General features: G+C 74.2%; 18 protein-coding genes. 4 read left to right on the plus strand and 14 right to left on the minus strand.

The window, feature by feature from the left end; genetic code table 11:
• Positions 1-132 precede the first annotated feature (132 nt).
• Positions 133-729 carry a nicotinate-nucleotide adenylyltransferase gene (nadD, locus tag AB0B02_RS16495; protein WP_281937244.1) on the minus strand — a complete coding sequence of 199 codons (597 nt, stop codon included), beginning with the start codon at positions 727-729 and terminating at the stop codon, positions 133-135.
• 91 nt (positions 730-820) lie between these two features.
• A complete protein-coding gene (pepN, locus tag AB0B02_RS16500; protein WP_357300943.1) occupies positions 821-3,337 on the minus strand; it encodes an aminopeptidase N in 2,517 nt (838 codons plus the stop codon).
• A gap of 66 nt (positions 3,338-3,403) precedes the next feature.
• Here pepN and AB0B02_RS16505 point away from each other — a divergent pair, with 66 nt between their 5' ends.
• Positions 3,404-3,622: a DUF397 domain-containing protein gene (locus tag AB0B02_RS16505; RefSeq protein ID WP_013287999.1), complete on the plus strand. Its 219-nt coding sequence runs from the start codon at positions 3,404-3,406 to the stop codon at positions 3,620-3,622.
• A gap of 10 nt (positions 3,623-3,632) precedes the next feature.
• On the opposite strand, the gene AB0B02_RS16510 is transcribed toward AB0B02_RS16505, so the two are convergent.
• The gene (locus AB0B02_RS16510; protein WP_281937249.1) at positions 3,633-4,022 is read right to left on the minus strand and encodes a hypothetical protein; all 390 of its coding nucleotides are present in this window, start codon (positions 4,020-4,022) and stop codon (positions 3,633-3,635) included.
• A gap of 271 nt (positions 4,023-4,293) precedes the next feature.
• Here AB0B02_RS16510 and AB0B02_RS16515 point away from each other — a divergent pair, with 271 nt between their 5' ends.
• Together AB0B02_RS16515 and AB0B02_RS16520 are read left to right on the plus strand one after the other, a co-directional pair.
• Positions 4,294-5,541, plus strand: a complete 1,248-nt coding sequence (locus AB0B02_RS16515; RefSeq protein WP_281937251.1) for a cytochrome P450 — start codon at positions 4,294-4,296, stop codon at positions 5,539-5,541.
• 100 nt (positions 5,542-5,641) lie between these two features.
• Positions 5,642-6,724 (plus strand): glycosyltransferase family 2 protein, encoded by a 1,083-nt coding sequence (locus AB0B02_RS16520; protein ID WP_357300946.1) that lies wholly within the window; start codon positions 5,642-5,644, stop codon positions 6,722-6,724.
• A gap of 41 nt (positions 6,725-6,765) precedes the next feature.
• On the opposite strand, the gene AB0B02_RS16525 is transcribed toward AB0B02_RS16520, so the two are convergent.
• The 3 genes from AB0B02_RS16525 to AB0B02_RS16535 are packed head-to-tail and all read right to left on the minus strand — an operon-like array spanning position 6,766 to position 8,667.
• On the minus strand, positions 6,766-7,404 hold the full coding sequence (locus AB0B02_RS16525) for a DUF3618 domain-containing protein (RefSeq protein WP_281937255.1): 639 nt from the start codon (positions 7,402-7,404) through the stop codon (positions 6,766-6,768).
• Positions 7,401-7,853, minus strand: coding sequence for a phage holin family protein (locus AB0B02_RS16530; protein WP_107155680.1), 453 nt, complete (start codon positions 7,851-7,853; stop codon positions 7,401-7,403). Before AB0B02_RS16530 ends, AB0B02_RS16525 begins: the two co-directional genes overlap by 4 nt.
• 31 nt (positions 7,854-7,884) lie before the next feature.
• Positions 7,885-8,667, minus strand: coding sequence for a hypothetical protein (locus AB0B02_RS16535; protein WP_357300950.1), 783 nt, complete (start codon positions 8,665-8,667; stop codon positions 7,885-7,887).
• Between the two features lie 194 nt (positions 8,668-8,861).
• Here AB0B02_RS16535 and AB0B02_RS16540 point away from each other — a divergent pair, with 194 nt between their 5' ends.
• Positions 8,862-9,338, plus strand: coding sequence for a DUF4383 domain-containing protein (locus tag AB0B02_RS16540; RefSeq protein ID WP_281937257.1), 477 nt, complete (start codon positions 8,862-8,864; stop codon positions 9,336-9,338).
• Between the two features lie 75 nt (positions 9,339-9,413).
• Here AB0B02_RS16540 and AB0B02_RS16545 read toward each other — a convergent pair whose 3' ends face one another.
• The 8 genes from AB0B02_RS16545 to mycP all read right to left on the minus strand — a co-directional run bounded on the left by AB0B02_RS16545 (position 9,414) and on the right by mycP (position 18,311).
• The gene (locus AB0B02_RS16545; protein WP_357300952.1) at positions 9,414-9,863 is read right to left on the minus strand and encodes a GNAT family N-acetyltransferase; all 450 of its coding nucleotides are present in this window, start codon (positions 9,861-9,863) and stop codon (positions 9,414-9,416) included.
• Between the two features lie 70 nt (positions 9,864-9,933).
• Complete coding sequence (gene obgE / locus AB0B02_RS16550; protein ID WP_281937259.1) at positions 9,934-11,385, minus strand: GTPase ObgE; 1,452 nt, start codon at positions 11,383-11,385, stop codon at positions 9,934-9,936.
• Between the two features lie 89 nt (positions 11,386-11,474).
• Positions 11,475-11,729 (minus strand): 50S ribosomal protein L27, encoded by a 255-nt coding sequence (rpmA, locus tag AB0B02_RS16555; RefSeq protein ID WP_091072397.1) that lies wholly within the window; start codon positions 11,727-11,729, stop codon positions 11,475-11,477.
• 10 nt (positions 11,730-11,739) lie between these two features.
• Positions 11,740-12,057 (minus strand): 50S ribosomal protein L21, encoded by a 318-nt coding sequence (gene rplU, locus AB0B02_RS16560; RefSeq protein ID WP_091072401.1) that lies wholly within the window; start codon positions 12,055-12,057, stop codon positions 11,740-11,742.
• 187 nt (positions 12,058-12,244) lie between these two features.
• Entirely contained in the window at positions 12,245-12,715 is a 471-nt protein-coding gene (locus AB0B02_RS16565) for a hypothetical protein (RefSeq protein ID WP_357300955.1), read from the minus strand.
• Positions 12,716-12,836: 121 nt separating this feature from the next.
• On the minus strand, positions 12,837-16,061 hold the full coding sequence (locus AB0B02_RS16570; RefSeq protein WP_357300957.1) for an Rne/Rng family ribonuclease: 3,225 nt from the start codon (positions 16,059-16,061) through the stop codon (positions 12,837-12,839).
• Positions 16,062-16,191: 130 nt separating this feature from the next.
• A complete protein-coding gene (locus AB0B02_RS16575) occupies positions 16,192-17,007 on the minus strand; it encodes a TIGR03936 family radical SAM-associated protein (RefSeq protein ID WP_281937268.1) in 816 nt (271 codons plus the stop codon).
• A 62-nt stretch (positions 17,008-17,069) separates the two neighbouring features.
• Positions 17,070-18,311 (minus strand): type VII secretion-associated serine protease mycosin, encoded by a 1,242-nt coding sequence (gene mycP, locus AB0B02_RS16580; RefSeq protein WP_357300960.1) that lies wholly within the window; start codon positions 18,309-18,311, stop codon positions 17,070-17,072.
• Positions 18,312-18,319: the final 8 nt, after the last annotated feature.

Raw genomic sequence — 18,319 nt, forward strand, 5'->3', positions numbered from 1 at the left:
CGCGTTCCGGAATGGTGGTCACCGTTCTCCTTCGATCAACCGTGCGACTCTCCAAGCCTCTCACACCGGGCGGCGTGACGACCTGTCAGTTCTGGCCGGTTATCGGCACGAACGGGGCGGTAACGGGCGAGATCATCGCTGGTAGAGGCGACGTTTGGCGATGTACTGCACCACACCGTCGGGTACCAGGTACCAGACCGGCTCGCCCCGGGCGACCCGGGCGCGGCAGTCGGTCGAGGAGATGGCCATGGCGGGCACCTGCACCAGGCTGACCGAGTCGGCCGGAAGGTGCTTGTCGGTCAACTCGAAGCCGGGGCGGGTCACCCCGATGAAGTGGGCCAGCTCCAGGACGTCGTCCAGGTCCTTCCAGGAGAGGATGCGCTCCAGCGCGTCCGCGCCGGTGATGAAGAAGAGCTGCGCCTTCGGGCCGTACTCGGCGTGCAGGTCGCGCAGCGTGTCGACGGTGTAGGTGGGCCCGCCGCGGTCGATGTCGACGCGGCTCACCTGGAAGCGGGGGTTGGAGGCGGTGGCGATCACGGTCATCAGGTAGCGGTCCTCGGCCGGGCTGACCGGTTCGTCCGCCTTCTGCCACGGTTGCCCGGTCGGCACGAAGACCACCTCGTCCAGCCCGAACCGGTCGGCCACCTCGCTCGCCGCCACCAGGTGACCGTGGTGGATCGGGTCGAACGTGCCGCCCATGATGCCGATCCGCCGGATGTCTTCCTCCACCCCGCGATCCTAGGCCGCGCCCCGGTGTCGGTCGGCCGGGGTCGCCGGCTCGCGCCGGGCGGGCGGTCGGCCGCCCGGCGCGATGCGTCGGTCAGGCGCCCACGGCGGCCACCGCCGTCCGGGCCACCAGCGCGCGGCGCAGGTCGTCGTCCAGGTCGACGACCCGCCGGCGCAGCCCCGGCGTCAGGTCGTCGCGGGCCAGCAATGCCGCGGCCAGTTCCCGGGTGGACTGCGTCACGGCGTAGCGCGGGAACGCCACGGCCGCCACCCGGTCGGCCACCCACGCGGTACGCAGACGCGCGGTCGCCGGCATCTCGGCGAAGTAACGCTCGACGTAGCCGGCGGTCAGCTCCGCCTGCTCCGGCTGCCAGAACCCCTCGGCGGTGGCCTCCACCAACCGGTTCGACAGCTCGGTATTGCTGACGATGACCTCCCAGGCCGCCCGCTTGGCGTCAGCGTCCGGCAGGGCCGCCCGGCAATCGGCCGCCCGCTCGGCGCCGGTGGCACTGCGGTCGGCGGCCGACTCGGCGGCGATCTCCGCCTCGCCGGCGCCACCCAGCACCACCAGCCGGTGCAACAGCGCCCAGCGCAGGTCGGCGTCGACCGCCAGGCCGTCCGGCACGCCCGCGCCGGCCAGCCAACCGTGGAGCAGGTCGGCGTCCGTGGTGGCGCCGATCAGGCCCCGCACGGCGGCGAGCTGGAGCGAACCGCCGGCGGGGGCGCCGACCAGCAGCGCCCGGCACGCCTCGGCGATCCGCAGCAGCGCCGCGTCCCGGGCCAGCGGCTCCAGGTAGCGGTCGACGAGGTTGCGGCTGAGCGCGAGCACGTCCTCCGCGATGATCACCTCGGTCTCGGCCGGCAGCGCGGCGGTGATCAGGGCGACCAGCTCGGCGACCGGCCGCTCGCCGTCGGTCGCGGCGTCCAGCGCCTCACCCCAGAGCAGCGCCCGGGCCAGCGAGTCGTCGAGCCCGGGGAGCAGCATCGGCACCGCGTCGGCGGAGGCCGCGTCGAGCCGGATCTTGGCGAACGTGAGGTCGCCCGCGTTGGGCAGCAGCAGGCCGGTGGCGGGCCGACCGGTCAGCTCGGGCAGCGGCGTCCGGCCGCCGTCGGCGTCCGGGTCGAGGTCGACCTCGAACCGGCGCGTCGGGCCCTCGGCGGTGTGGTGGGCCACGCCGATGCGGTGCGGTCGCAGCACCGGATGGGTCGTCGGCGCGGTCTGCGTCACGGCCACCTCGGCCCACCGGCCGTCGGCGTCCACCACGGCCTCCATCCGCAGCGTGTTGACCTGCGCCCGGCGCAGCCACCGCTCGGCCCAGCCGCTGAGGTCCCGGCCGGCGGCCGAGGCGAGGCTGTCGAGCAGGTCGGCGAGGGTGGCGTTGCCGAACCGGTGCGTGGCGAAGTGGGCGTTCAGGCCGGCGAGGAACACGTCGTCACCGAGCCAGGCGACGAGCTGGCGCAGCACGCCGGCGCCCTTGGCGTACGAGATGCCGTCGAAGTTGAGCAGGCCCGCCGCGGCGTCGGCGACCTCCTCGGGTGCCACCGGGTGGGTGGAGGGGCGCTGGTCGGCGGCGTATCCCCACGCCTTGCGGCGCAGCGCGAAGGTGGTCCAGGCCTGGTCGAAGCGGGTGGCCTCGGCAGTGACGCGGGTGCCGAGGTACTCCGCGAACGACTCGTTCAGCCACAGGTCGTCCCACCAGCGCATGGTGACCAGGTCGCCGAACCACATGTGCGCCATCTCGTGGGCGATCACGGTGGCCCGCTGCTCACGCTGGCTGTCGGTGACCGCGGAGCGGAAGACGTAGTCGTCGCGCAGCGTCACCAGGCCCGGGTTCTCCATCGCGCCGGCGTTGAACTCGGGCACGAACGCCTGGTCGTACTTGTCGAACGGGTAGCGCTCGGCGAAGAGCTGGTGGAAGCGGTCGAGGCACTGCCGGGTGACGGTGAGGATCTCGTCCGCGTCGGCGTCGAGGTGCGCCGCGAGCGAACGCCGGCAGTAGAACCCGAGCGGGATGCCGTCGTGCTCGGCACGCAGCACGTGCCAGGGCCCGGCGACCAGCGAGACGAGGTAGGTGGCCAGCGGCGCGGTCGGGGCGAACTCCCACCGACCCGGCGCCGGCCGGTCGGCGAGCTGCCCGTTCGCGGCCACCGTCCACTCCGGTGGCGCGGTGACCGCCAGCGTCACCGGGGCCTTCAGGTCGGGCTGGTCGAAGGCGGCGAAGATGCGCGGCCCGTCGTCCAGGAAGGACATCGCGTAGAGGTACGTCTCGCCGTCGGCCGGGTCGACGAAGCGGTGCAGCCCTTCGCCGGTGTTGGAGTAGGCCATCTCGGCCTCGACGGTGATCTCGTTGGTCCCGGCCAGCCCGGTGAGCGGCAGTCGCCCGTCGGTCAGCAGGGCCGGATCGAGGTCGCGGTCGTTGAGGCGGACCCGTAGGAGTCGGCGGGGCTTGACGTCGACGAACGTCTCGGCGCCGGGGGTGGCCCGGAACCGGATGGTGGTGGTGGAGCGGAACCGCTCGACGTCGCCGGTCACGTCGAGGTCCACCTGATAGGACTCGACGGTGATCGACGCGCCACGCGCGGTCGCCTCTGCACGGGTCAGGCTCGGCATCCGCTTATCCTGCCCGATGAGGTCCGCACGGGCCTTCCCGTGACGCGTGGCGATGGAGGTAAAACGATGGGTCAACACCCCAAGGGCGATTTCGACCTTTCTCGGGCGGTTTGGCAGCGAGCGGAGGGCGACACGTCCGAGGGCGCGGTCGAGGTGGCTTTCGTCGACGACCTGATCGGGATGCGCAACTCGGCCGAGCCGGACGGCCCGGTCCTGGTCTTCACCCAGGCCGAGTGGGACGCGTTCGTGGCGGGCGCCCAGGACGGCGAGTTCGACCTGGACTGAGCCGCCCGGGTCAGTCACCGTCGCCCCAGCCGAGGCCGCCCGGCCCGGGCGCATGGTGGAAGCCGGGATGGCCGGCCACGTCGGCGCACCGCTCGCCGTCGGGCCCGGCCGCCCCGCAGAACAGCCGCTCGGCCCGGTGCCAGGCGTCGGCCGGGGACAGCGCCGCCGCGCCGAGCGCCAGCTCCGGGCGGAGCAGGTCGAGCGCTTCCGCGTACGCGACCGCCAGCTCCCGCGCGACGGCGGGGTCAGCGGCCACGAAGCCGAGGTGCACGGTGAAGAACCCCGGCGGGCGGGCCCCGGGCCGCCGGGGCCCGCTGGTCAGTGACTCCGCCCGCCCGCCGCCCCGCAGCCCGGCCGTCCCGTCGCGGTGATACCGCCGCGCCGCCCGGTTGTCGCGCATCCGTGCCTCCCCCGTCGCCGGTGACCGCCCGCCGGACGCCGGGCCCGGCGAGGGCCGGACCGGCCGCCGCCGGTCCGGGTACGAGCCAACCAGCTTTTCCGCGCCCCGGGAGGGGCCAGCGCCCGGGTGTGTGGGCCGCCCTCCCCCGGGCGGGCGGATCTGCGGAAACGGAGGATTCGGCCGCCCCGGCCCGGGTAGGTAGCGCAGACCGCGCAGGGTCCAGGAAGCGCAGATCGCGCAGGGTCGCCGAGCCGGGTCAGGAGCAACCGAGATGAGCACCGTGCCGAGCGACCGGAGCTTGGACAGCACGCTGGCCTACTTCCGGGAGGGCTACCGCTTCGTCGGCGCCCGCTGCGACCGGCTGGGCTCCGACGTCGTGCAGACCCGGCTGCTGCTGGAGCCGACCATCTGCCTGCGCGGCCGGGAGGCCGCCGAGCTGTTCTACGACGAGGAGCGGTTCGTCAGGCGTGGCGCCACGCCGATGCGCGGCCAGCGCACGCTGACCGGGGTGGGTGGCGTCCAGGGCCTCGACGGGGCGGCGCACCGCGCCCGCAAGGCGATGTTCATGTCGATGATGACGCCGGCCGCGGTCCGGCGACTCGGGCAGCTCTTCGACGACGAGTGGCGGGCCCGGATCCCGGTCTGGGCGGAACACGGGCCGCTGGTGCTCTACGACGAGATGGGCCGGCTGCTGACCCGCGCGGTCTGGGCCTGGGCCGGAGTGCCGCTGGCCGAGGCCGACGTGCGCCGCCGCACCGCCGAGATGCACGCCATGATCGAGGGACCGGCGGTGCTGGGCCCGAAGCACTGGCGCGGCCTGATCGGCCGCCGCCGGGCCGAACGCTGGGCCGGCGCGCTGGTCGAGCGGGTCCGCTCGGGCGCGCTGCCGGCGCCCGAGGGCAGCGCGCTGCGGATCGTCGCCGAGCACCGGGACGAACGCGGCCAGCCGCTGCCCCGCCGGATCGCCGCGGTGGAGTTGCTCAACGTGCTGCGCCCCACGGTCGCGGTGGACCGGTACGTGGTCTTCGCCGCGCTGGCGCTGCACGACCACCCGCACTGGCGCGACCGGGTACGCGGCGACGACGACGCGACCGAGCAGTTCGTGCAGGAGGTCCGCCGCTACTACCCGTTCTTCCCGCTGGCCGCCGCGCGGGTGCGCCGCTCGTTCGAGTGGCGGGGGTACGCGTTCCCGCAGGGCCGCCGGGTCCTGCTCGACCTGTACGGCACCAACCACCACCCGGAGCTGTGGCCGGAGCCGGAGCGGTTCCGGCCGGAGCGCTTCGCCGGTTGGCGGGACGACCCGTTCGGTCTGGTCCCGCAGGGCGGCGGCGACCACGACACGGGTCACCGCTGCGCCGGCGAGTGGATCACGATCGAGTTGATGAAGCGGGCGGTGGCCAACCTGACCGGCGCGATGAGCTACCGCGTCCCGCCGCAGGACCTGGCGCTCGACCTCGGCGCGATGCCGACGCTGCCGCCCAGTGGGCTGGTCGTCGACGGGGTGCGGCCGGCCGGCTGAGCGGGTCGCGCGCCCCGTCGCGGTCGGGCGCGGGAGCACCGGAGCGGTTTCAGGGGCCGCGCCGCGGGCACTCGCGGGACCCGACCCGACCGGAGGCGACGTGACCCGAGCGACCGTTCCACCGCTGCCGCACCCCGGCCGGTCCGTCGCGGCGTCCGCGCCGGACCGGCTTCCGATGGCGTACGTCCTGCCGCTGCGCGCCGCCGACGACCACGGTCTCGACGAGCTGACCGGCTACCTGCGTGAGCTGCGCCGCCGGGTGGACGTGGTGGTGGTCGACGGCTCGCCACCGGAGCTGTTCGCCCGGCACGCGGACGCCTGGCGGGGGCTGGTCCGGCACGTCCCGCCGGATCCCGCGCTGCGCGGGCGCAACGGCAAGGCGCTCGGGGTGCTCACCGGCGTCGCGCTGGCCCGGCACGAGCACGTGGTGATCGCCGACGACGACGTCCGGTACGACCTGTCGGCGTTGCGCGCGGTGCACGACCTGCTCGACCGGGTGGACCTGGTCCGGCCGCAGAACCACTTCGCCCCGCTGCCCTGGCACGCCTGGTGGGACACCGGACGGACGCTGCTCGCCCGGGTGTTCGGCGGGGACTGGCCGGGCACGCTGGCGCTGCGCCGGAGCACCTTCCTGGCGATGGGCGGCTACGACCCGGACGTGCTCTTCGAGAACCTGGAGCTGGTGCGGACCGTCCGCGCGTACGGCGGCAGCACGGCCACCCCGGCCTGGCTGTACGTGCGGCGACTGCCGCCCACCGCCGGGCACTTCCTCGGGCAGCGGGTGCGCCAGGCGTACGACGAGACGGCCCGGCCGGCGTGGCTGCTGGCCGCGCTGGCGGTGCTACCGGCCACGGCGGTCGCGCTCGCCGCCCGCCGCCCGGGGCTGCTGGTGCGGGCCGGGCTGGTCACGGTCGCGGTGGCGGAGCTGGGCCGGCGACGGGCCGGCGGGGCCCGGGTCTTCCCGGCGCACACCACGCTCGCGGCGCCCGCCTGGGTGCTGGAGCGCGGCGTGTGCGCCTGGCTGGCGGTGGGCCGGCGGCTGCGCGGCGGGGTGCCCTACGCGGGCAGCCGCCTGCGGACGGCGGCCCACAGCACCCGTGCCCTGCGGCGGCTGGCCACCCGCCACCGCCCCGACGAGCTGACCCGCTGGGTCGAGACATGCGAAAGCGGGGGCCCTTGTTGACGCCTGAGCGACAGCAGGGGCCCCCGCTTGGCAGACTGCGGTCAGGAGCGCGCCTGGTGGGCGCTCTCCCGCACGTCCTGGGCGGCGCTGCGGCCGTCGTCCTTGACCGCGTGCACGGCGTCCTGCGCGGTGGAGCGCACCGACTCGGCGGCGTGCTGGGCCGGCTCGCGCAGCTCGTCCCTCAGCTCGTTGGCGACCTCACCCAGCTTCTCCTTGACAACGCCGCTGTGCTCGGTCGCCTTCTCCTTGACCTGCGCGGCGAGCTCCTGCTCGCGGCGGGTGGCCGGGATCAGCGAGGAGACCAGCATGCCGACGCCGAACGCGATCACGCCGGCGGCGATCGGGTTGCCCTGGGACTTCTGCCGCACGACCTGCGGTGCCCGGTGCGCCGCGTCGCCCACCGTGGCGGCGGCGGAGTGCGCCTTGTCGCTGACCGTGGACGCGGCCGAGGAGGCATGGTCGCCCACCGAGTGCGCGGCGTGGCCGGTGCTGTGGCCGAGGTCGGAAGCGGTTCCCATCACCTTGTCCTTCACGTTGGTCAGCGCGCTGCGGACGCGCTGCTTGCGGTCGTCGACGATGCGGCTCGGGCTGACCTTGTACGCCAGGGCGTCCACGTCCGAGCTGAGGTTGTTGCGGGTGGCTTCGATCTCCCGGCGGATCTGGTCGGGATCGGTGCTCATCGGGTGACTCCCTCCGGGTGCGGCTTGAGTGCGTCCGGGATGCGCTGGACGCTGTCGTTGGTCTGCTTCAGGCCACGGATCTGCTCGGCGTTCTTCTTGGCCTTCGAGTAGAGGACCGCCGCGATCGCGGCCCACACCACCGCCACGATGAGCGCGGCCAGGCCGGAGTCCATGACGTTGTCGAGGAACTGCCACACCGCGACGGAGACGAAGAGCGCCACCATGTAGCCGCCGAAGCCGGCGCCGCCGTAGAGGCCGGCGGCCTTGCCCGCCTTCTTGCCCTCCTGGCGGATCTCGGCCTTGGCCAGCTCGACCTCCTGGCGCATCAGCGTGGAGAGGTCGCCGGTGACCTGGCTCATCAACTGCCCGATCGAGCTGCCGCGTACCTCGTCGGCGTGGTGCGGCGCGCCCGCGGCCTGGTAGCCGGGGTCCTGCGTCGGCACGGTCATGCCGTGGTCTCCCTTCTGCCGGCCCGGCCGCTCACGGGCGCGGAGCGCCGGTCGACGGCACGCCCGGCAGCGGGTCGGTGTGGCTCGGCGGCGGCAGCGGCTGGCCGGTGCCGCCGGCCGGGTCGGCCCAGGTGTTCGGGGCGCCGCCGGCCGGGTAGGTCGCGCCCGGCGCGGAGTAGCCCGGGTCCGGCTCGGCGTAGGTGCCCGGCGTCGGGTCGAGGTAGCCATCGGCCGGCTGGGTCGGCACGGCCGGCGTGGTCGGGATGACCGCGGTCCGGTCCGGGTCGTAGGCCGGACGGACGCCGCTGTCGTCGTTGCCCACGGCGGCGATGTTCCGGGTCAGCCGGCCGGCGACCACGCCCAGCAGCGCGGCGCCGACCAGGAACGTGCCCGGGTTACGGCGGGCGTAGCTCTTCACCTCGTTGAGCAGGTCACCCGGCTCGCGCTGCTCCAGCCAGCCGGCCACGCCGTGCACCCGCTCGGCCGCCTGGTGGGCCAGCTCGGTGACCGGCCCGGAGCCGCCACCCTGCTGCGCCATCGACCGCATCTCGTCGGCCAGCGACCGCAGGCCGCTGGCGGCCCGCTGCTGCTGCTGGCCGGCCTGCGCGGTGACCTGGTTACGGGTCTCGCCGTAGAGGTCACGGGCCTGCCGCTTGGCCTCGCCCACCACCTCCCGGCCCTGCTCCTTGGCGGTCTGCGCGACCGCGCCGCCCGCGCTTGCGGCGTCGGAGCCGACCTGGCGGGCCTGATCGCGTACGCCGCCGCCGTTCGTCGACTCGTACGTGGCGGTCGTGGAGGAAAAGTCCTGAGTCATGGTGTCCCTTCCGCTCGTGCGTTCCCAGCGGTTGTGTTCGGGGGGCTCACGCGAATACTTTCCGCGTGACAAGTGCCCTACCCTCGGCCGTCGGGTCCATGCCTGATTCGTCATTTCTCTGCGGAAGCGGCCCGTCCCGATCACAGAATGGGGAGGCCGGCCCGCCCCGGGTGGGCCCCACGGGGGTGACAGCGATGGCACGTGAGGTGCGCGGACACCCGTCCGCCCGGCCGACGGTGCAGAAGGTCGCGCTCGCGGTCGCGGCCGTCTTCGTACTGATCGGCGTGCTCGGCTTCGTCCCGGGCGTCACCACCCACTACGGCGAGCTGGCGTTCGCCGGGCACCACTCGGGGGCGAAGCTGCTCGGGCTGTTCCAGGTGTCGGTGCTGCACAACCTGGTGCACCTGCTCTTCGGGCTGGTCGGGCTGCTGGCCGCGCGGCGGCTGGCCGGCGCGCGGGTGTTCCTGGCCGGCGGCGGCGCGCTCTACCTGGTCCTCTGGCTGTACGGCTTCGCCATCGACCGGGAGAGCACGGCGAACTTCGTACCGGTCAACGACGCCGACAACTGGCTGCACCTGTTCCTCGGCTTCGGCATGCTCGCCGCGGGCCTGCTGCTGAACAACGAGGTGGGTGCCGGCGGCCGGCCGGACATCCCGATCGACCGGCCCTGACCAGCCACGACACGCCCGAGCGGTGTGTGAGAAGGGGCCCCTTCTCGACGCCAGGCGTTAATGAGGTGCCCCTCCTTACGCCGCCACCGGGAGGTGCTTGGCGAAGCAGACGCTGTACGGGTTGTCGACGTACTCGCCGTACACCGGGATCGGCTGGTAGCCGCTGGACCGGTAGAGCCCGATGGCGGCCGGCAGGTAGGTGCCGGTCTCCAGGCACACCGTCCGGTGCCCCTGCCGGAAGGCCAGTTCCTCCAGCGCGAGCAGCAACTGCCGGGCGATGCCGCGCCCCCGGTACGCCGGCCGGACGTACATCCGCTTCAGCTCGGCGGTGTCGGCGTCGAGCGCCTGGAGACCGCCGCAGCCGACCGCCCGGCCGCCGACCACGGCCGCCAGGTAACGAATGTCGGAGTGGGTGACGGTGACCTGCCCGTCCAGCCCGCCATCGGCGTCCCGCAGCTCACGCTGCTGGGCCACGACGAGCGCCGCGACCTCCGGATCGGTGGCGGGCCGGCATTCGATCAGCATCCCGTCACGGTAGGTCGACCGGATTTCGCGAAGGTTTCCGGCCGAGGTCCCCGACACGGACACGACCGGACTAGTCGTCGTCCGGTTCCGCCGCCGGGGCCGCCTCGACCTCGTCCTCCGGTCGCTGCCGGCGGGCCTTGCGAGCGGCCAACCGGTCCGAGGCGGAGGGACGCGTCGACGTGTCCTCCAACCGCACGTCGGTGCCCCGGTTGCCGGGCACGAAGTCGACGCCCGCGTAGAGCGTCGGCTGCCAGTCGAACTCGCGCTCGCCGATCCGCACCAGGTCACCGGCCTGCGCGCCGGCCTTGGCCAACTTCTCCTCGACGCCCAGCCGGGCCAGCCGGTCGGCCAGGAAGCCCACCGCCTCGTCGTTGTCGAAGTTCGTCTGCTTCACCCAGCGTTCCGGCCGGCTGCCCCGGACGGTGTAGGAGCCGTCCGGCTCGGCCTCGATGGTGAAACCGGCGTCGTCGACCGCCTTCGGGCGGAGCACGACCCGGGTCGGCTCCACGTCCGGAACGGCGCGGCGGCCCTCGTCGACCACCTGGGCCATCGCGTACGTCAGCTCGCGCAGGCCCTCGCGGGTGGCGCTGGAGACGTCGAAGACGCGGAAGCCGCGGGCCTCCAGGTCGGGGCGGACGATGTCGGCGAGGTCCTTCCCGTCCGGCACGTCGACCTTGTTCAGCGCGACCAGCCGGGGCCGGTCGGCCAGCCCGCCGTACTGGGCCAGCTCCGACTCGATGGCGTCGATGTCGGCGAGCGGGTCGCGGCCCGGCTCCAGCGTCGCGGTGTCGACCACGTGCACCAGCACGGCACACCGCTCGACGTGGCGGAGGAACTCCAGGCCCAGCCCCTTGCCGGTGGCGGCGCCCGGGATCAGGCCCGGTACGTCCGCGACGGTGAAGGTGTGGTTGTCCACCCGGACCACGCCCAGGTTGGGCACCAGCGTGGTGAACGGGTAGTCGGCGATCTTCGGCTTCGCGGCCGAGATCACCGAGATCAGCGAGGACTTCCCGGCGGACGGGAACCCGACCAGACCGACGTCGGCGACGCTCTTCAGCTCCAGCACCACGTCGAGCCTGTCGCCGGGCTCACCCAGCTCGGCGAAGCCCGGCGCCTTGCGGCGGGCGTTGGCCAGCGAGGCGTTGCCCCGGCCGCCCCGGCCACCGCGGGCCGCCTCGAAGGTGGTGCCCACCCCGACCAGGTCGGCCAGCACCTCGCCGTCCAGGGTCTGCACCACGGTGCCGTTCGGCACCTTGATCACCAGGTCGCGGCCGTTGGCGCCGTCCCGGTTCGAGCCGGCCCCGCCCTTGCCGTTGTCGGCCTTCAGGTGCGGCCGGAAGTGGAAGTCGAGCAGCGTGGTGACCTGCGGGTCGACCACCAGCGACACGCTGCCCCCATGGCCGCCGTTGCCGCCGTCCGGGCCACCGAAGGGCTTGAACTTCTCCCGGTGGATCGAGACACAGCCGTGCCCGCCGTCGCCGGCCTGCATGTGCAGGACGACCCGGTCAACGAACGTCGTCACGACGCCAATCCTTCCAGCGGGGTCCGCCCCGCACGTGGAAAGCCGAAGCGGGCCGGGACCCGAGGTCCGCGGCCCGCTTCGGCTTCGAACTACTGCTGAGGCACGATGCTGACGGTCTTGCGACCGCGCTTGGTGCCGAACTGCACCGAACCGGCGGACAGCGCGAACAGCGTGTCGTCGCCGCCACGGCCGACCAGGTCACCGGGGTGGAACTTGGTGCCACGCTGACGGATGAGGATCTCACCCGCGCTGACGACCTGACCACCGAAGCGCTTCACGCCGAGCCGCTGGGCCGCGGAGTCGCGACCGTTACGCGAGCTGGACGCACCCTTTTTGTGAGCCATTTCCGACGACCTACTTCCCGCTGTTGGAGATGCCGGTCACCTTGATCTGGGTCAGCGGCTGCCGGTGACCCTGACGCTTGTGGTAGCCGGTCTTGTTCTTGAACTTGTGGATCCGGATCTTCGGGCCCTTGGTGTGCGCGGCGATCTCGCCGGACACCGCGACCTTGGCGAGCTTCGCCGCGTCGGTCACCAGGTCGTCACCGTCGACGAGGAGCACCGCGGTGAGCTTCACCGCGTCACCGGGGGCACCGGTGAGCTTCTCGACCTCGATCACGTCGCCCTCGGCGACCTTGTACTGCTTGCCGCCGGTCTTGACGATCGCGTACATCGGAGGCGCACTCCCTGTCGTTGAGGCTGCTGGCGTCTTTTCCCACCGTTGCCGGCGGGTCGTTCCCACGGCGTCTCGCCGGGAGCCGTGACACCGGCGGCGCGGGCGCGCGGGAACTAGGCACACCAAAGTGCGCCGCAGGCAAGAGTACGCCATACCCGGTCCGCCGCCCAAACCGGGCTGCCGGTCACGCCGGGCAGAGCTGGTCGAGCCGCTGCTGGAGCCGGTCGAACGCGGTCTCGTCGATCTTCCGCACGTCGGTGCCGAGCCCGCCCACCTCGGTGGCCAGGTCCGCCAGCAGCGTCCGCAGGCGCGGGTCGGTGGCCCGCCCGGACTGCTCCCGCAGCACGTCCCGCCAGCCCGCCAGCGCGGCCTCCGCGCCCCGCCGGGCGGCCTTCTCCGTGCCCCGGTCCCCGGTGCCGCCCGCCCGCAGCATCTCCGCCAGCTTCTGCACGTACGTCTGGACGGCCACGGACCCGGCCTGCTTCGCGCGGGCACAGACGCCCGCGTCGCCGGTGACGGTCGGGGCGGGAGTGGGCGACGTGGCCGCCAGGGCCGGTGAGGCGAAGCCCACCGAGAACGGGTCGGTCCGTTCGGCACAGCCCGACCCGACCAGCAGCAGTCCGGTCAACGCGGTGACCGCGAACACCCGGCGCATGTCTCCTCCCTCCGGGGCGCGGCCGGCCCGACCGGGGGTCGACGGGAAACGGCAGGGCCCCTGCTCCCGGCACTCTGTTGCCGGACCAGGGGCCCTGTCAAACGCCACGCAGGTCAGCGGCTCACGGCCGGGTACGCCGCCGGGCGCCGCCACGGCGGGACCGCCGCCGCGACGAGCCGCCGTCGGCGCCCTCGTCGTCGCTGTCGCCGTCGCCGATCGCGTCCGGGTCGTCAGCCGCGGCGAGTCGGGCCGAGTCGCCCTCCTGGCTGTCCGCGACCGCCGGGGCGGCCGGCGTCTCGGTCTCGAACCGGGACAGGTCGTAGCCCTGGGTGTCGTAGTAGTCGTCGGCGGACTCGGCCACCTCGACGACGGTCCGCTCCGGCGCGGCGGCGGCCGGCGGCTCCGCCGCGGCCTCCACTCCGGGCTTCTCCGCCGCGGCCTTGCGACCCCGGCGACGGCCCTTCTCCTCGGCCGGCGCGACCGCCGAGGCGACCGCCTTGACCTTCTCCCCCGCGCCACCGGCACGCGGCTTCTCCGGCACCGGCTCGGTGTGGATCACCACGCCCCGGCCCTTGCAGCACTCGCAGGTCTCGCTGAACGCCTCCAGCAGGCCCGCGCCGATGCGCTTGCGGGTCATCTGCACCAGGCCCAGCGAGGTGATCTCGGTGACCTGGTGCTTGGTGCGGTCCCGACCCAGGCACTCGGTGAGCCGACGCAGCACCAGCTCCCGGTTCGACTCCAGCACCATGTCGATGAAGTCGATCACCACGATGCCGCCGAGGTCGCGCAGCCGCAACTGGCGCACGATCTCCTCGGCCGCCTCCAGGTTGTTGCGGGTGACCGTCTCCTCCAGGTTGCCGCCGGAGCCGGTGTACTTGCCGGTGTTGACGTCGACGACGGTCATCGCCTCGGTCCGGTCGATCACCAGCGACCCGCCGGAGGGCAGGAAGACCTTCCGGTCCAGCCCCTTGAGGATCTGCTCGTCGATCCGGTACTCGGCGAACACGTCGGTGACGCCGGCGTGCCGGCGCAGCCGCGCCACCAGGTCCGGCGAGACGTGCGACAGGTACGACTCGACCACGTCGTACGCCGACTCGCCCTCGATGACCAGCTCGCGGAAGTCCTCGTTGAAGAGGTCCCGGACCACGCGGATGACCAGGTCCGGCTCCTCGTAGAGCAGCACCGGGGCACCACCGGAGGCGGCCTTGGCCTGGATGTCGTCCCACTGCGCCTGGAGCCGCTTGACGTCCCGGGCCAGCTCGTCCTCGCTGGCGCCCTCCGCCGCGGTCCGGACGATCACCCCGGCGCCGTCCGGCACCAGCTTCTTGAGGATGTCCCGCAGCCGCTTGCGCTCGGTGTCCGGCAGCTTGCGGCTGATCCCGGAGGCGTTGCCGTTGGGCACGTAGACCAGGTGCCGGCCGGAGAGCGCGACGTGGCTGGTGAGCCGCGCGCCCTTGTGCCCGATCGGGTCCTTGGTGACCTGCACCAGCACCGGGTCGCCGGAGCGCAGCGCCTGCTCGATCGAGCGGGCCCGGCCCTCCAGGCCGGTGGCGTCCCAGTTGACCTCGCCGGCGTACAGCACGGCGTTGCGCCCGCGCCCGATGTCGACGAAGGCCGCCTCCATGCTCGGCAGGACGTTCTGCACCTTGCCGAGGTAGACGTTGCCGGCCATCGTGCCGGACGAGTTGCGGGTCACGTAGTGCTCGACCAGCACGCCGTCCTCGAGCACCGCGATCTGGGTGCGGTCGCCACGCTGGCGCACCACCATCGTCCGGTCGACCGCCTCGCGGCGGGCCAGGAACTCCGACTCGCTCAGGATCGGCGGCCGGGTGCGCCGCTGCTCGCGGCCGTCCCGGCGGCGCTGCCGCTTGGCCTCCAGCCGGGTCGACCCGGAGACGCCCTGCACCTCGTCGACCGCCTTGCGCGGCTCACGGATCTTGACGACGGTGGGCACGCCGTCCTCGGCCGTGGTCTCCGCCTCACCCGCGCCCCGGCGACGACGCCGACGGCGGCGACGGGTCATCCCGTCGCCCTCGGCCTCCTCGTCGCTCTCCTCGGCCTCCGCGTCGGCCGGCTCCGCCGTACCGGTCTCGTCCTCGTCGGCCTCGTCGGCGCCGCCCTTGCCCCGGCCACGGCCCCGGCGACCACGACGACGGCGGCGGCGACCCTCGGCGGTGTCGTCGTCGTCCTCGGCGTCGGCGGACTCGTCCGCCTCGGCGGCCGGCTCCTCCTCCTCGACGGCCTCGGGCTCGATCTCGGCCGCCACCGGCTCGGCCTCCCGCCGGCCACGACGGCGACGGCGACCGGTCTCGACCGGCTCCTCCGCCGCCTCCTCGACGGCCGGGTAGGTGACCCGGACCGCCGGGGCCTCCTCGGGCTGCGGGGGCATGAACAGGACGGTGGGCGCGGAGAGTGCCGCGCGACGCCGGCGGCCGGTGGCCGGCCGCTCCTCGGCCGCCGGCTCGTCCGCCACACCCGGCACCGCGGCGCCGGTCGACACCACGCCGGTGGCGTCCGCGGGCCCGCCGGCCCGGGCCAGGTCAACCTCATCGGTACGCCGGGACGCGCGCCGCCCGCCGGCACGCGACCGCGCACCACCCTCGCCTGCGGTCCCCCGGGTACGGGACCGGGTGGCGCCCTCGCCCGGGGTGGGCTCGTCCACGGCGTCCTCGCCGACCGCGTCCTCGTCGAGCGCGTCCTCGTCGAGCGGGGCCCGCCCCTCGGCGATCTCGCCCGCGCCACCCGGGACCGAGACCGGTCCGTCGACCACGGCACCGCCCGACGGCCCGGTGGCCGGCTCGACCGACGGGCCGGTGGCCTCGGCGGCCGGCTCGACCGGCGCGGCCGACGGCCCGGTGGGCGCCTCGGTCGACGCGGTCGGCGGCCCGGCGGCCTCGGCGGGCGCCTCGGTCGGCGACTCGGCGGCCGGCATCGGCTCGGCGGCGGGTGGGGTGGCCTTGCGGCGGCGGGTCCGGGTGACCTTGACCGGCGGCACCACCTCGTCCGAGGTGGCCTGCACCTCGGCAGCGGCCACCGGCTCCTCGACCGCCTTCGCCGGGGTCGCCTTCCGGCGCCGGCGGGTGGTCTTCGGCGCGGCCTCCAACTCACCGGCCACCGGCGCGAACACCTCGGCCTGCGGCGACTCGCCGCTGCCGGTGGCCGCGGCGGACGCCTCGACCGGCGCGTCGGTCTGCTCCGGCTGGTTGAGCGGCGCGGCCTTGCGCCGGCTGGCCCGCTTGCGGGGCGGCGGCTTCACCTCGGCGACGCCGTCGGTGCTGCTGGTGGCGGTCGGGTCGGCCGGCTCGGCGCCGGTCCGTTCGCCGCCCTCGGGCTCGTTCTCGAGCATGGACGTTCTCCAGTTCTGGCTGCCCCGGGCGCGGTTGAGCGCTGCCACGCAGGGTTGCCGCAAAGGTGTTTCCGCCGGGCGCGCAGGTGCGCGACCGCCGAAGTCTGCCTGCCAGAGCGCTGACCGTCGGTCAGTGCCCTCCGATGGCTGCCCCGTCGCGATCCGCGTCCAACGGATCGACGATCTCGCCCTGCGCGGTCAGCGTGCCCTGCGCCAGCCGGATCACCTTCGGGGTGACCGGCGGCTCCAGGTCGGCCACCACGCGGAGGCCGGAAAGGACGTCATCGGGTCGCACGGACGGGGTGACCTGCCGCACGACCAGTTCGAGTATCGCACACGGTACGGTCGCCGCTCCGGAAGGCGTCTCAGCCGGCACCAGCGCATCGATGGCGATCACGGCAGCGCGGGCGTCGAACGTCCGCCGCCCCTGCTTGGTCATCCGCTCGACCTGGATCTCCTCGGCGGCGGTGAACGCCGCCACGGCGGCCCGGAGCACGTCCGGATCGACCTCGGGCAGCTCGATCCGCCAGTACGACGCCTCGATCCGGTCGGCCAGGCTGCCACCGGACGCCTCGACCGCGTCGAGCACGTCGAGCCCGGGCGAGAGCGCGGCGTCCAGAGCGGCACGGAGGCGCTCCGGGTCGACCGGCTCACGCAGGCCGATCTCCAGGTACTCGGCCTCGCTGGCCACGCCGGTCGGCGCCGCGGAGGCGTACGAGATCTTGGGGTGCGGGGTGAAGCCCTGGGAGAACGCGATCGGCACGCCGGCACGACGCAACGCGCGCTCGAAGGCTCGGGCGAAGTCCCGGTGCGAGGTGAACCGCAGCGGTCCACGCTTGGCGTACCGGATGCGGACCCGCTGGACGACGGGCGCCTGGCCGCCCTCGGGTTGAGGCTTTCTGGCGATCGTGAACTCCTCGGCTGTGCCTGCGCGTGTCCGTCCCATCCTGGCGCAGCCCGCACCGCCCCCCACACCCACCCCCACCACCCCCTCTACGGTGGGGTGGGTCAGGGGCGGCGGTCGCCGGCCGGGGTGGGGCCGCCCAGCCGGTCGAGCGCGTCGTCCGGGAGCTGCGCCACCCGGGCCAGCTCACGTCGGTGCCGGCGCCGGTTCCAGATCAGGAACACCACGAGCGCCAGCAGCACCACCAGGGCCACCGCGAGGCCGATGCCGATCACCAGCACCTGCTGGTCGGTGGGGCCGCCGCGGTCGCCGTACTTCGTCACGTCGAAGTCGTCGTCCTCGGCCGTCCGCGGCGCAGCCGCGCTCGCCGAGGCCGGGTCGAGCAGCGGGTTCGCCGAGACCGACGGCACGTCCGCGGTGAGCGCCGCCACCGGGTCGATCCGGCCGAAGCCGAACTGCGGGTCCCGGCCCGACGGGCCGGCGTCCTGGGCGGTGCGGATGATCCGGTTGATCACGTCGGACGCGGAGAGCTGCGGGTACTTCGAACGGATCAACGCCGCGACACCGGAGACGATGGCGCTGGAGTCGGAGGTGCCGTCACCCCAGCCGTAGCCGTGGTCGCGGCCGGCGTTGTAGATCCCGTCCGCCGGCGCGGCGACCACCGCCTCCGGGCCCTGGGCGGAGCCGGACCAGAAGCCGCCGCCCCGGGTGGTGCCGGTCACCGCGATCACGCCGGGGATCCGGGCCGGCGAGGCGATGTCCACGTCGCCCGCCTTGCGGTTGCCGCCGGCGGCGACCACGACGACGTCGCGCGCCAGCGCGTACCGGATCGCCTCCTCCTCGTCCGGGTCGGGCGCGCCGGCCCGGCCGAAGGAGAGGTTGAGCACCGTCGCGCCACCGTCGACCGCCATCCGGATGCCCAGGGCGGACGCGCCGTCGGGCACGGTTCCCGGGCCGGGCTCCTGCTTGATGGGCAGGATCCGGGCGTCCGGCGCGATGCCGTCCACGCCGTCGCCGACGTTCGCCGCCGAGATGATGCCGGCCATGTGCGTGCCGTGGCCGTCCGGGTCCTCCCGGCCGTCGCCCCGGGCGCCGTAGCTGCGATCGCCGGGCAGCACGCGACCGCGCAGCGCCGGATGGGTGGCGTCGACGCCGGTGTCCACCACGCCGACCACCACCCCGCGCCCGGTGGAGATCCGATGCGCCCGGTCGATGCGCAGCTCGTCGAGGTACCACTGCTCGGCCCGGCGCGGCGCGGCCGGCGCCGGCTGGGCCGCGCCCAGCACCATCAGGCCGGCCAGCAGTCCGGCCGCCACCGGCCGGAGCGCGGCGACGTGCGCCCTCATCCGTCCGT

The organism is Micromonospora sp. NPDC049240, from assembly GCF_040647835.1.
Taxonomy (GTDB): Bacteria; Actinomycetota; Actinomycetes; order Mycobacteriales; family Micromonosporaceae; genus Micromonospora.

Excerpts from the sequence above, each read along its gene's own strand:
- pepN (WP_357300943.1), bottom strand. The coding sequence starts at position 3,337 with ATGCCGAGCCTGACCCGTGCAGAGGCGACCGCGCGTGGCGCGTCGATC.
- AB0B02_RS16505 (WP_013287999.1), top strand. The coding sequence starts at position 3,404 with ATGGGTCAACACCCCAAGGGCGATTTCGACCTTTCTCGGGCGGTTTGG.
- AB0B02_RS16510 (WP_281937249.1), bottom strand. The coding sequence starts at position 4,022 with ATGCGCGACAACCGGGCGGCGCGGCGGTATCACCGCGACGGGACGGCC.
- AB0B02_RS16515 (WP_281937251.1), top strand. The coding sequence starts at position 4,294 with ATGAGCACCGTGCCGAGCGACCGGAGCTTGGACAGCACGCTGGCCTAC.
- AB0B02_RS16525 (WP_281937255.1), bottom strand. The coding sequence starts at position 7,404 with ATGAGCACCGATCCCGACCAGATCCGCCGGGAGATCGAAGCCACCCGC.
- AB0B02_RS16530 (WP_107155680.1), bottom strand. The coding sequence starts at position 7,853 with ATGACCGTGCCGACGCAGGACCCCGGCTACCAGGCCGCGGGCGCGCCG.
- AB0B02_RS16535 (WP_357300950.1), bottom strand. The coding sequence starts at position 8,667 with ATGACTCAGGACTTTTCCTCCACGACCGCCACGTACGAGTCGACGAAC.
- AB0B02_RS16540 (WP_281937257.1), top strand. The coding sequence starts at position 8,862 with ATGGCACGTGAGGTGCGCGGACACCCGTCCGCCCGGCCGACGGTGCAG.
- AB0B02_RS16545 (WP_357300952.1), bottom strand. The coding sequence starts at position 9,863 with ATGCTGATCGAATGCCGGCCCGCCACCGATCCGGAGGTCGCGGCGCTC.
- rpmA (WP_091072397.1), bottom strand. The coding sequence starts at position 11,729 with ATGGCTCACAAAAAGGGTGCGTCCAGCTCGCGTAACGGTCGCGACTCC.
- rplU (WP_091072401.1), bottom strand. The coding sequence starts at position 12,057 with ATGTACGCGATCGTCAAGACCGGCGGCAAGCAGTACAAGGTCGCCGAG.
- AB0B02_RS16565 (WP_357300955.1), bottom strand. The coding sequence starts at position 12,715 with ATGCGCCGGGTGTTCGCGGTCACCGCGTTGACCGGACTGCTGCTGGTC.
- AB0B02_RS16570 (WP_357300957.1), bottom strand. The coding sequence starts at position 16,061 with ATGCTCGAGAACGAGCCCGAGGGCGGCGAACGGACCGGCGCCGAGCCG.
- AB0B02_RS16575 (WP_281937268.1), bottom strand. The coding sequence starts at position 17,007 with ATGGGACGGACACGCGCAGGCACAGCCGAGGAGTTCACGATCGCCAGA.
- mycP (WP_357300960.1), bottom strand. The coding sequence starts at position 18,311 with ATGAGGGCGCACGTCGCCGCGCTCCGGCCGGTGGCGGCCGGACTGCTG.